14 protein-coding genes are annotated in these 12134 nt (G+C 52.9%); 7 read left to right on the forward strand and 7 right to left on the reverse strand.

The annotated features are described in order from the left end of the window. Positions 1-780 precede the first annotated feature (780 nt). The gene (locus ACOOGA_RS01425; protein ID WP_417461012.1) at positions 781-1233 is read right to left on the reverse strand and encodes a hypothetical protein; all 453 of its coding nucleotides are present in this window, start codon (positions 1231-1233) and stop codon (positions 781-783) included. A gap of 170 nt (positions 1234-1403) precedes the next feature. On the opposite strand from ACOOGA_RS01425, the gene ACOOGA_RS01430 reads away from it, so the two are divergent. The 3 genes from ACOOGA_RS01430 (at position 1404) to ACOOGA_RS01440 (ending at position 2934) form a co-directional block, all read left to right on the forward strand. Beyond that, positions 1404-1850: a hypothetical protein gene (locus ACOOGA_RS01430; RefSeq protein WP_417461013.1), complete on the forward strand. Its 447-nt coding sequence runs from the start codon at positions 1404-1406 to the stop codon at positions 1848-1850. 142 nt (positions 1851-1992) lie between these two features. Then, positions 1993-2394 (forward strand): hypothetical protein, encoded by a 402-nt coding sequence (locus tag ACOOGA_RS01435; protein ID WP_417461014.1) that lies wholly within the window; start codon positions 1993-1995, stop codon positions 2392-2394. A gap of 147 nt (positions 2395-2541) precedes the next feature. Then, positions 2542-2934: a hypothetical protein gene (locus tag ACOOGA_RS01440; protein WP_417461015.1), complete on the forward strand. Its 393-nt coding sequence runs from the start codon at positions 2542-2544 to the stop codon at positions 2932-2934. Positions 2935-3007: 73 nt separating this feature from the next. Here the strand turns inward: ACOOGA_RS01440 and ACOOGA_RS01445 are convergent, their stop codons facing one another. From ACOOGA_RS01445 to ACOOGA_RS01460, 4 genes are all read right to left on the reverse strand, one after another. Beyond that, on the reverse strand, positions 3008-3427 hold the full coding sequence (locus ACOOGA_RS01445; RefSeq protein ID WP_417461016.1) for a DUF1330 domain-containing protein: 420 nt from the start codon (positions 3425-3427) through the stop codon (positions 3008-3010). A 77-nt stretch (positions 3428-3504) separates the two neighbouring features. Next, positions 3505-5439, reverse strand: coding sequence for a sulfatase-like hydrolase/transferase (locus ACOOGA_RS01450; RefSeq protein ID WP_417461017.1), 1935 nt, complete (start codon positions 5437-5439; stop codon positions 3505-3507). 36 nt (positions 5440-5475) lie between these two features. Then, on the reverse strand, positions 5476-6321 hold the full coding sequence (locus ACOOGA_RS01455; protein WP_417461018.1) for an alpha/beta fold hydrolase: 846 nt from the start codon (positions 6319-6321) through the stop codon (positions 5476-5478). Next, positions 6318-7565 (reverse strand): glycosyltransferase family 4 protein, encoded by a 1248-nt coding sequence (locus tag ACOOGA_RS01460; protein ID WP_417461019.1) that lies wholly within the window; start codon positions 7563-7565, stop codon positions 6318-6320. The genes ACOOGA_RS01455 and ACOOGA_RS01460 overlap by 4 nt, the downstream gene beginning before the upstream one ends. 452 nt (positions 7566-8017) lie before the next feature. On the opposite strand from ACOOGA_RS01460, the gene ACOOGA_RS01465 reads away from it, so the two are divergent. The 4 genes from ACOOGA_RS01465 to ACOOGA_RS01480 all read left to right on the forward strand — a co-directional run bounded on the left by ACOOGA_RS01465 (position 8018) and on the right by ACOOGA_RS01480 (position 10315). Next, complete coding sequence (locus ACOOGA_RS01465) at positions 8018-8251, forward strand: BolA/IbaG family iron-sulfur metabolism protein (RefSeq protein WP_417461020.1); 234 nt, start codon at positions 8018-8020, stop codon at positions 8249-8251. 113 nt (positions 8252-8364) lie between these two features. Beyond that, positions 8365-8697: a Grx4 family monothiol glutaredoxin gene (gene grxD, locus ACOOGA_RS01470; protein ID WP_417461021.1), complete on the forward strand. Its 333-nt coding sequence runs from the start codon at positions 8365-8367 to the stop codon at positions 8695-8697. Between the two features lie 35 nt (positions 8698-8732). Next, positions 8733-9788, forward strand: coding sequence for an aldo/keto reductase (locus tag ACOOGA_RS01475; protein WP_417461022.1), 1056 nt, complete (start codon positions 8733-8735; stop codon positions 9786-9788). A 53-nt stretch (positions 9789-9841) separates the two neighbouring features. Continuing rightward, positions 9842-10315, forward strand: a complete 474-nt coding sequence (locus ACOOGA_RS01480; protein WP_420429321.1) for a GNAT family N-acetyltransferase — start codon at positions 9842-9844, stop codon at positions 10313-10315. Positions 10316-10402: 87 nt separating this feature from the next. On the opposite strand, the gene ACOOGA_RS01485 is transcribed toward ACOOGA_RS01480, so the two are convergent. Together ACOOGA_RS01485 and ACOOGA_RS01490 are read right to left on the reverse strand one after the other, a co-directional pair. Further along, the gene (locus tag ACOOGA_RS01485; RefSeq protein ID WP_417461024.1) at positions 10403-11182 is read right to left on the reverse strand and encodes a class I SAM-dependent methyltransferase; all 780 of its coding nucleotides are present in this window, start codon (positions 11180-11182) and stop codon (positions 10403-10405) included. Positions 11183-11490: 308 nt separating this feature from the next. Next, the gene (locus tag ACOOGA_RS01490; RefSeq protein ID WP_417461025.1) at positions 11491-12000 is read right to left on the reverse strand and encodes a DUF3291 domain-containing protein; all 510 of its coding nucleotides are present in this window, start codon (positions 11998-12000) and stop codon (positions 11491-11493) included. Positions 12001-12134 lie beyond the last annotated feature (134 nt).

Genomic DNA, 12134 nt, shown 5'->3' on the forward strand with positions numbered 1-12134 from the left:
AGCTCAGTAAAAGCTAGAAACACAAAAGGCGCCTCACCCGGCGCCTTTTTAGTATCTAAATTGTTGTATATATATACGTTGGGTTATATTGGTTGGATGCCACATTGTCCGGTCATAAAAGGGGCTGAGTTTTGGGTGACTGAGGTAGATTACCCTGACAGCTACTCTACCAACTCGGTAATCATACATGAGCCTTGCGATAGCCTTGTCGACTTTGTCGTACGTCTCCTCTATTTCGCTAAGTCCAATAGAATTATGATACTGCATTCGGTAACCAAACCTCAAATATAGGCTTGGATGGGCCTTAAAATCCCTAATACACTGTCGAGCCAATTTAATGTCCAGACCATCGTATTTGTCCTCATCAATTAACCTAATCACCAAATGCTTGAGGAAGAAGAGTTGAACCGCGACTCTCTGTCTTTTAAGAATACTGCCAAAAGCTGATTTTACCGATATGAAGCTAGGTAATGGCTGCTGAGCAACTACAGTGGACAACATTTCCTGAAGTTTTTCCCAAGCTCTATCAAAAGGTTGAGTAGTAGCTCCATTGCAACGAGAACACAGAGACTTCTTACGGCTTTTTAAACGATCAGAGTTCCCACTTTTAATTGGGACATTTTTCTGGGCCTTTGTGTGATAGTACATCGGTGCTAATTGAGTTGCTTGAAACCGCAAACTTTTCAAGTCAGAGGCCTTTGTGAGGTGTTCGCGCGAAGTTCCTTCGACACCACAAATCCAACACTTTTCCAATGAGATTGGCATTCCAAAGTCTAGACTTTAACGCTTCACGAACACCACCAGGCTGCCGAACAGCAGCAAAAGCATACCAATGAGGAAGGCGAAGCCGCCCCACTCAAGGTCAAGTACATTGGTGAAAAGCTTTTCCGTTAACTGCTCTGCCGCTTCCTGTGCGGGGTTCGAGACCATATCCTTGATATCGCCAACAAGGCCGCCGTCATCGCCGCCACCCATATTCTTGAGCACGGGCCACAAAAGCACCAACCAGGCCGCTGCGGCTGAGGGCAGCGCGAGCTTCGCTTTGCCTGCCAGAAGCACGATGACCGCAACGGCCACAAGGGCTGTGATGATATAAGCGTCGGTTTCCGCGACATCCGCATAACTTACGGTGCCCATACCCGCAATATCGAGTGTTGGCGAATAAAGGCCCACAATGGCCAGAATAGAACCAATGGCGGTGATGAGGCCTGCACGGCTTAGTGTCATTTTCATGATAATCCCTCCCCTTCATGAACCTTGAGCTTAGGCGCATAAATTATTGCGGTCAAAACCATAATCTGCTTATGCGCTTCCCGCCTTAGCCACAAATATGATACAACCATAGTGCAGTATCTGTCTTGAGTAGCGCCCTGTGAGGGCCAAAAACATTGGGAGACGATACAATGAACACACTGATCAGAATAACAGCCGTAGCGGCAGCCTTTGCGCTTTCCGCCTGCGGTGATAATGAAGGCGACAAGAAAAAAGCCGACGACATGGCGGCAGAAGTACAAACGCCCAGCGAGAGCAGCATGGACACAGCCACGGAAGCCATGACCGAGGTGGCGGAGGCTTTGAAACTGGACGCTTCTTCGCTTGATGCTTTCAAGGAAAGCCTCGCGAGCATGAAAGCATCGCTGGATGAAGAGAAAACAGCACAGCTGTCCTCGGCGCTTGCAACTCTCGCGAAAAAAGCCAGTGGTGAAGGCGGTGAAAGCATGATGGACAATGCGACCAACATGGCCAAAAACATGGGTGACGGTAAATCGATCGCCGATGTTCTCTATGAAAAGCTGGGCGACGACCTGCACGGCGCCACGTTTGAAGATGTGCTCGCCATGGCGAACTAGAACTTGCATGCGATACGTTGAGGCGCCAGCGGCCCGAATGCTCCGCGCCTCAACGGTCTAACGGTATTGTGATTTATCAGCGCACGACCGTCATGCCACATTTTCCCCGCTTTACAAGAAATCACAACAGCGGGATCTAATCATGAAATCACTTCTTATCGCACTTTCATCCGCGCTTCTCGGCGCTATGATGGCCGCATCCTTCACAGCCGGGGCAACACCAAACGCCTCGCCTTCCGGTTGGCACCTCGCTTTTGAGCATGACAAGGATGGCAACGCCCTCAATGGCTCCAAAACCGCGCTGATCACAGCCATAAGTGAAGGAAAACCTGTGCGCATTTACTGGGCGGGCACAAGGGTGCAACATGTTATCGACGCAGGCTTCCTTACCGTACTGCAGGGCGAGGTATTCGCTCAAATCCCAAGCGTTTCAGGGCAGAGACCATCGGTCGACCCCGCACGGGTAGAGCTTCTTGATACACCCTGGCAGGCCATTTTTGCGACCAACGGCGATCGGGGCCTCAAGTGGTTTGTGCAACATTGAGCTAGTGAGCGCACTATCGCTCTAACCGTTTTTATGAAGCTCTTATGCGCCCCTATGCCAATCCGTATTTCCTTCTGATCTGCTCGAAGGCCTAATAGTGCCTATCAGATACACGACGTTCGGCATTGCCGATCAAGGGAGAGCAAAATGAACACTTGGATCAAAGTCACCACAATTGGCGCGTGTTTGGCGCTTGGCGCATGTGAGGGCGACATGAGCAGCACAACAGAAAACACGGAGGCTAACGGCGCAGCTACGACCGATATGGCTGAAAACGCACCCACTGTAACGCTTGAAACCAAGAGCTTTGAAGAGTTTAAGACAAGCCTCGCTTTCATGAAGGCGTCTCTTGCGGAAGAAGACCGTATGAAGCTTACAAAAGCGCTGACCAAACTGTCGGGCGAGCAAACCGCCGCGATGGCTGGTGCAGACGGAAGAGCGCTGACTGTCGACAAGACGCTGGCGGAATCTGTTTACAACAAGCTCGGCGATAAACTGGATGGCAAAACCTATGAAGACGTTCTGGTAATGGCCGGGTAATAACGCGGTAGCCTATTAACCGAAGAAGCATCCTGAGAAGGCGCCCATCCCCCGGGCGCCTTTTTGTCTACTCCTAGCCGAACTCTGTATTTGTGCCGCGCACCTCTTCACAGCGGATCAGGCGACTATCTAGCACCGCAGCCTGCCGGTGTTTTACCGCCTTGCGGTATTCCGGGTCTGTCACCATTTCCATGAAAGCGCCTGCGTTTGGGTAGCGTGCGATAAAAGCCAGATCCCATGCTTCATCAGAAGGGCCTATCAGCACCAGCTTTGGCTCGCCGCGCCAGATGATCGTACCACCAACACGCTTGAAGATGGGGCCACTTGTCTTGCCGTACGTAGCATAGGCCTCAGCTCCTGAGGCCTTGGTGCCATCCTCGTACTGGGCTTCGGCGCGCAGTTTGACGAGGTTGATCATGTTGATCGGTGTATCCCGTGGCAGGATTTTAAATGCCTCAAATTGTTCGCGTTCGGGGTCGATACTGCCTGCCATGAAATCATCTCCTGATTATTGTTTCACGGTGTGATCTAGGGCTGTTGCTATCGGCGGCAATAAAATACCCTGTGCCGCTATTCCTGCAGCGGTTTGAGTTCAGTTGGCTGGGCCATTTTATAGAGGTTCCGTTCCCAGTTATGGATCAGCTCAAGCTTGGCCTCTTCGCTCGCGCCCGACTGAGAGATGAAGGCCTTTTGCCTGACGGTGTATACATCCAACCCTTCACGCTCCGTACAGGCCTGCCCCAATTGCGCTGGTCCATAAAAGAAACCCGTGTACATCAACACACATTTCCCGCGTTTTTCAAAGGCCTGCTCCGGGTTTTCAACAAAGCTGAATAACCAGCCCGATACATCTGACAAACCAACGGGGGCGACAAAATTCATCCCCATAGCAGACATAACAACAGGAATGCGCAACTGTTGATCGTTAATGCTTTGCCCATGGCCAAGGCTGCCGTCATGGAACAGGGATTCACCGTGGTCCCCTAGGAATATAACCAGTGTTTCATCCCACACGCCAGCTTGCTTCAAGCCCGCAATAAGCTTGCCCACATTCTGGTCCATATAAGACATTGAGTTCCAGTAGGTATCGCGAAGCCACCGGGTGTTATCAGGCCCGATCTCGCCTCTCGGGATTGCTTCATCAACAAACCTTGGCCGCATAAGCTTGTGGCTGTATGGGAAATGGCCTGCCTGCAAATTCACATAGAAAAGCTGTCGCGTCGACCAATCCAGCCCCTGAAGTCGCCGGTCAAACGCTTCAACCAGGGTTTCGCCCGCCAGCTTGATGCTTGATGGTAGCTTGGAGGGGAAAACCCGCTTTTCCGGATCTTCCTGCGGGTCATAGAAGAAATCTGCATTTTTTCGGGTATTCAGCTCAGTATCAAGGCCGCCCCACGTCTCGTCCTGCCCTGATATCACTGATATCTGCATGCCGGCCGCCTTGGCCTTATCAAACAGGCTTGGAGTCCCTTCCTGATAAGTGAAGCGACCTGAAAACAGCGTCAACAAGCTGTTATATGTGAAACCCGAGTGGCTATAGGCCCGCTGCAGGCTTGAGCCCTCAGCCGCCAGATTGGTCAGGTTAGGCGCCACCAATTTACCGTCCAGCGTTTTCCCGATCACATCCGCGCGCGTGCTTTCGCCGACGATAACAACAAGATGTTTGTAGGGCACAGGCAACGCACGACTATCAACTAGCGTGTTATCCAGCGTGCCACTGGGCAAATCGCCGCCAAGACCATTCTCATCTACACCGTTGGCCGGGATATCCACAGCGCCCCAATGAATGGCGCTATTGAAAGGCGCTGGGTCTTCTGGTGTGGTGAAAAATGAGCTGCCGTCGCCATCTACATCAACAATGATGTGTGCAACGGTCCGCACTGCACCATAGGAAAGAGACCGAGACAGGTTGAGCTTCAACGGCCAGTTACTTGACGCTTCCAGCCCCACAAATGCCACAAGGAAAGCAACGAAGCCAACAAGTGGCCATTTTGACGATCTTCGTGGCTTCCTGAAGCTCACTTCCACCCGGCGATAGAGCCACACAAAAAGGGCGAGCACCAACAACACGGGCAAAAGCAGCAAGACAAGCTCATCGCTGGCATAAGCAACTGCTGTCTGCAAGCTATCGCCAGCTATAGCGCGTACGACCGTCGCATCAACATGGTCTGCCAGGTATTTGTGAAGCTGGAATGTCAGCAGCAGCGAAAGCCCGTAACAAGCAACAAACAAAGTGCCTGAAGTGAAGTCAGCGCGCAGCGGGGATTGCCCTATACGCAACGCCACAGCCCGGTACAGTTTGGCCCAGCCCCAAAAGAGTGCAATAAAGCTTGTGAGAAAATACAGGGCAAAGACCACGCGGCTGGATAGGCTTACAAGCGGCGCGGACTGCAGGAACCCTCCTCCGCTCATTATCTGAAACTTGATTTCAAGAAGACCAAGCTCAAGCAAGGCAAGCGTGGCCGCAGCAGCAGCCATTAATCTCCGGTGGTTCAGCTTTATCATGGATGCCCCTACCCAATCCTTTATCCGCTCAGAACGCTATGTTTTCAGCCATTCTGATACGGTTTCAACCACCCCGTCCGGCTTGCGTGCCCAGTCAAAGTGCCCAAGATGTTCGCCTTGTTCCAACCGCCCCAGCTTCAACGCAGTTTGGTCTGCCCCTTTGAGCCGGGTCCGACTATATTCGGTTGCCTCGTCACTTGCGAAGAAATCTTTCTCAAAACTGATAGATAAAACACGCCCGCCAAACAAAGCGATCTCACCCTCAATATTTGTGTGTTTGCCATAGTCATATCGGCCGCCCAGCGCCCAGTCTCGCCAGTCGAGCATTAGTTGGCGATACTCCCGCCCGCCAAAGCCAATTTTTTGACCCGGGAAATATCCCAGCAAAAAACATACGGGTGGCAAAAGACGGCACAGAGTACGGATTTTTTTAGCGGGAGGCCCCGCATAAAGGCCATGGTAAGGGAAGCCGCAAGCAATTTGCACCACACCCTCGATGCCGTCAGGATGCCGTCCCGCGATAATCGAGCTAAAATGCCCACCAAGACTGTGCCCGCCAAGATAGAGCGGAGTATTCTCTGCCAGCTGTTTGGCAAAGGCTAGTGCCGCCGGGATATCTTCTTCCAGAAAAGCATCAAACCCGAATTTAGCGCCCCGTTTTGCGCGGTATGGGCTTTCCCCGTGGCCGCGCTGTTCAAAAACTATGGTCTGTATACCTTGCGCGGCCAAACCAGCCGCCAAGCGCCGGTAAAAACGGGCTGCGATACCAAGTGCGGGTAACATCAGAAGCGTTGCCTGGTGCGCACCCTCAGCCTTAAACAATTGTACTGGTACTATTTTTTTTGTTTCAGTTTCCAGCTGATGCCACACGCCTTCGCTCATGGTGTCCCTTCATCTGCATTATGTTCAACGCCATCTAGCAGGCCGTTCATATAGGCAATCAGCTCACTTGCTTTATCTTCCCATCCTTGGGTCAGCGCATGCGCCCGCGCGGCATCTGCCATCTCGCCGCACCGCACTTCATTGGTTAAAAACTCCGTCACAGCAAACGAAATGGCACCTATATCGGTGCCATCCACCAGAAGGCCGGTTTTACCGTCCAGCACAGCATCAACTGCACCACCAGCCCTGCCCGCGATTGAAGGCGTGCCCGCCGCCGCCGCTTCCAGAAACACGAGGCCGAACCCTTCAGTGTCACCATCCGGCAACGTGCGGTTTGGCATGGCGAAAACATCTGCGCTTGCATAAAGCGACGGCAATTGGCCGTCCGACACATGCCCGAGAAGCTGTACAGACTTCGATATGCCAAGCTCATCAATAATTGCCACAAGCTCGTCTTCCTGCGGACCTGAGCCCACGATTGCAAGCTGCGCTTCAGGCACGACGGTGAGAACGTTCGGCCATGCTCGCAGCAATTGGTCAAAACCCTTACGCTCGACAAGGCGTCCAACAGAAAGCACCAGCGGCCCTGCGCTCAGGCCAAGCGGGACCCGCACATTTTCAGTAGGGCGCGCACGAAACTTCTCAAGGTTCACACCATTGCCAAGGCATTTGATCTTATCCTTGGGCACCCCGTATTTTTTCTCAATTAACGCGGAGGTAAAACTCGACACCGCAATCACGCCATCAGCCTGGCTCAAATAGCGCTCCCGCGCCTTCTCCGCCCGCTCGTTATAGGCTGTCTGCGAAATTTCTTCGCCGTGGGTGTAAAGAATGACCTTTATCCCAAGCGCTTCCTGTAGGGCTTCAACAAGCCAGCCAAGCGCATCAAGTGCACCAATACAGACAATATTGTACCCGCCTTCCTTGTAGGATTTCACCACAGCGTCCAGCACTTCATGCCGTATTTTTCGCGCTGAAAAGTGGCTCGACAGCCGAGAGGCTATGTTCGGTTTGTCTCCCAACATATCCGGGCGTAGGCGTTCTATCCGAGTTATGGGGTATTTGGCGCTCTCGTCAAACGCCTGCCACGACGAGACTTCATTGCGTCTGACAAAATCTCGCTTGCCAGTGAGTACACCAAAATTGCCCGGCGCCTTATCCGCGAGAGCGTCATAGACGGCTTGCGCACCACCAACCAAAGGCTTGTAATGTGTTGTGACAATTAGACATTTAGCGTCAGACATAGAGAAACGTCCTTCCATATCCGACAGGAGAGCAATTGCCCCGTTAGCCGTCAACAATAAACTCTCTTAAACGAATTGAGCCGACGATAACATCGCCGGCTCAGATCGAGATAAAATTGGAAAAACGCTGGAAAATTTTCAGCGGCTCCCTTCAAAATTTCGGTCAGGCATCTGGCGAATAAAACCAGCATCCAAACCTCAACCGACCCCCGCAGCGCAAAGGCCGCTTAAAATGTACTCTATACACATACACAATGCAGCACCCTAGCGCTACACCGGAGCATATGCACCTAGAAAAACTTTAGGTTAATGCCGAGACAGAGATTGCCAGCTAATTGTGACGCCGGTATGAAGTAGGCAAAGCAAAAGGTGACTATCGCAATGCTGGCCTGCTATAATGCAGCCATGAAATTGAAGAACACGCTTAAAGACCTGTTTTGAGGGGAATAAATATGGCCATGGTGGCAGATGAGATTGAGCGGCTGATCAAGGAAGACCTTCCTGGCGCAAATGTCAGGATCGAAGATTTGCGCGGTGACGGTGATCACTACGCGGCCCATGTTGTGTTTGAAGGCTTTCGGGGCCTGTCTCGCGTGCAACAGCACCAGCTTGTGTACAAAAGCCTCAAGGGCCGCATGGGCGGCGAGCTTCACGCGCTTGCGCTTCAGACAAGTGTGCCGGAATAGCCGCGCACAGACGAACAACCGCCAATACGGGTCACAATTTGCGTGATCCCCTTGGCATGAAGCCTTGAGCGCCTTATCTGTAGCGCTAAGGCCTAAACAAAAGGATATACGTGATGAGTGAAAATTCGGTCCATGACCGTATTCAGGAAATTGTCGGTAAAGATGACGTGGTGCTCTTTATGAAGGGCACACCAATCTTCCCGCAGTGTGGTTTCTCAAGCGTTGTCGCGCAGGTGCTGAACCATATCGGCGCTCCTTATGAGAGCTATAATGTGCTGGAAGATTACGACCTGCGCGAAGGCATCAAGTCTTTCTCCGATTGGCCAACCATTCCCCAGCTTTATGTGAAGGGTGAATTTGTTGGTGGTTGCGATATCATCCGCGAGATGTTCGAGAGCGGCGAGCTGCAGCAACTTTTTGCCGACAAGGGCGTTAAAGCCGCGTAATCAGAACCTTTTCCAAAGGTCAGGAGCACACCCGAATGCAGTATCGCACTCTGGGCAATACCGATATTTCTGTTTCCGAAATCTGCCTAGGGTCCATGACCTGGGGTGAGCAAAACACGGAAGCGGAAGGGCATGCGCAGATTGAACGTGCGGCGGCGGCGGGTGTAAACTTTATTGATACAGCCGAGATGTATGCGGTGCCAACGCGCGCAGAAACCTACGGCCGCACGGAAGAAATTATCGGCTCATGGTTTGAAAAAACCAAGCGACGCCAAGAAGTTATACTCGCGACGAAGGTTGCGAGTGTGGGGCGGGACTTAAGCTATATGCGCCCGCACCTTCATGGGGGTGTGACAAAACCCGATAAAACGTCCGTTATAGAGGCGTGTGAGGCGAGCCTGAGGCGGTTAAAAACCGACTATATCGACCTTTACCAGCTGCACTGGCCCGCGCGCCATACCAACTTCTTTGGCCACCTCCGCTACCAGCACAAGCCGGAGCTTGACGATACCCCGCTTGAAGAGACGCTTTCCGCGCTCAAGGAGCTGGTGGATGCAGGCAAAATACGGGCTGTGGGGCTGTCGAACGAGACCGCGTGGGGCGTCAACCACGCGCTGAAACTGGCGGAAAACATGGGGCTGCCGCGCATCGTCAGCACCCAAAACCCCTATAGCTTGCTGAACCGCAGCTATGAGGTGGGGCTGGCCGAAATCGGCATGCGGGAACAGGTTGGCCTGCTCGCGCACTCACCGCTGGCATTTGGCGTGCTTTCGGGTAAATACCTCAATGATAACAAGCCTGTAGGGGCGCGCATGACCCGCTGGGGCGACAAATTCCCGCGCTACGGCACCGGCAAGGCCATGGCGGCGACAGAGCGATATGTGGCGCTGGCCAGAGAATACGGCCTGTCGGGCGCGGAGCTTGCCATCGCCTTTGTTTTGGCTCAACCCTTTGTAACATCTGCGGTTATTGGCGCGACAAGCCTTGAGCAGCTGGACGAACTACTGGGTGCAGCCAAGGTCAAGCTAGAGCCGAAACTCCTCAAGGAGCTTAACCGCATCGATGATGACATCACCTTCCCCTGCCCCTGACATGGGCTGATTCAGGCTTGAAATACAGGTAGTTAACTATGTTCTGGCGCCAAATGACAGCAGACGACATGCGTGCGGTGATCACCCTCGCCGCCGATATCCATATTGACCACCCGGAGGATGATGACGTGATCATGGAGCGACCCACTTTCTTCCCTGAAGGCTGTTTTGTGCTGCAGGCAGAGGATGAGATTTTGGGCTATACCCTTGTGCATCCTGCGGAATTTGAAACACCGCCTGCCCTGAATGCCCTGATCGGCACCGCACCTGAAAGCACAGACACGCTACATATCCATGATATTGCCCTGAGCCCCAAGGCGCGCGGCACAGGCGCTTCAGGAAACGCGCTTAAGCTTATAAAAGAACAGGGAAAACTTGCGGGCTACCGCCGCCTCAGCATCGTGGCGGTTAATGGCACCGAACCCTTCTGGCAGAAACACGGCTTTGAGCATCACACCAGCGAGAAGCTCACCAAAAAGCTGGCGTCATACGACGGCACCGCCAGCTATATGCTCTGCCCGCTATAGGCCGCGCTCCAACCCCGCGTTAGCAAAAAAAAGGCGCCCAAACTGAGCGCCTTTCCCGTTATATTTCAAAGCATTAAGCGCCCGCGCTTACATGCCTTTTGTGTAAAGATGGATGAAACGGTCCGTCTTGCCGCGGATCTCAGGCGCAAACGGGCCCGTGCTCATGTCATCGTCAGGGTTCGCGAGCAGATCACTTTCAGACGCCAGCGTGAAGCCCGCTTCCATCATCTGTTTTTTCACCAGTGCCGGGTCAATACGGTGCAGCTTGTTCATTGCTTCCGCGTCTGCGCCCGCCGGGCCAACATGGTCGATGATCAGAATTTTACCACTTGGTTTCAATGCCTTATGGATTGATGCCAGCGCCGCTGGCACATCTGCCTGCGGGGTTGACCGTGCCTCATGCTGGAAATAATAGTCATGATACGCCAGCACCATGATCGCCAGATCAACGCTCCCTTCATCCAGGTCAACGGCTTCGCTATCCCCATGAATAAGCTCAACATTGCCGAGCCGGTCTTCATAGCGCTTGCCAATGCTGTCTTTCACAAAAGCCCAGTAAACCGGGCCGTTGTGGGCATAAACCATGCCGTCATCACCCACAGCACGGGCCAGAATTTCTGTATAATACCCGCCGCCCGAATTGATATCGAGCACCACCATGCCCGGCTCAAGCCCTGCAAAAGCAAGCACTTCCGCCGGTTTGCGGTCTGCGTCACGGGCTTTTTCTTCCTCCGTGCGCTCGGCGCTCATCACTGCCGCTTCAATGGCTGCCTTGCCGTGATGCTCGGCCGTCACAGCACCGGAAAGCCCTGTAAATCCAAGGCTTAGCGCAAGTGCCGCCGCTGTATATTTCAAATGCGTTTTCATCAATCCCCACTCCTGATAGGAAATTAGCTGTACCAACCACCCTATGAGGCACACCGCCACAAGCAAGTAATAATGCCGTGAAGATTGTGGGCTTTCGTTTACTATCTGACGTTTACAAACCAGCGTTTACCAGAGCGCCACAGGCGTGGCGAAAGTGTGACGGTTTTTGCGGCAGAGGTGTGGCGCGAATTTTGTGAGAACAGAGTGCTGCAAGCAGCTGAATTACCTGTATAAAACCGCGCTCACCCGTTAAAAAAAGGTGTGGCGCCACACATTCGGGCACCTGCGCCACACCCTCAAATCGCTGGTCAGGCCTTTGCCATCACCCCCGCTGGCGGCAAAGGTTCACCATCAAAATCAAACGCACGCTTGAAGGTGAAAGCCATCGGTGTCGGGCCATGCTCCCGCAAATACAAAAGCCGCTCTTCCGCTTCCTCAAGCGATGGCAAATGCCCCTTTGGCACCCACCACAGCACCATGTGCATCTCCGTCGGCATTTCAAACCATTCTTTCCGGCGGGCCAGATAATGCGTGTGGGCTGATTTGTACACATAATCAAACAGGCTTTCCCTGTTTTCCCACACCGACATATTGGTCAGCGTATCCTCAAACATGGTGTAGCTCATGGCGCTGCCGGTCTCGTCCTGATGCCGCCATACAAATCCGGGCGACGCTTCCGCAAGCGCGTTGATCTCATCAAGCGCATTGATGAAACCCGCCATCTCTTCACTATCCTGAGGATATAAAATTTTGCCCACATTCAATTGGGCCAGATGATAATCGGCAGCAGACTGCCCCTTAAAGCCGTGGTCTGACACTGGCTTTCCTCCTCTTTGATCCTCGCACTCCTCTCCCATTTAGGCATTGAGTATGTGACTTTAAAGTCAGTATTTCTGTTCTGCTGCGCAATAAAATTGCGCAGCCACGCAATTTTTGCTTGCAAATAGAGGCG

It is taken from the genome of Kordiimonas sp. (genome assembly GCF_965216265.1).
Taxonomy (GTDB): Bacteria; Pseudomonadota; Alphaproteobacteria; order Sphingomonadales; family Kordiimonadaceae; genus Kordiimonas.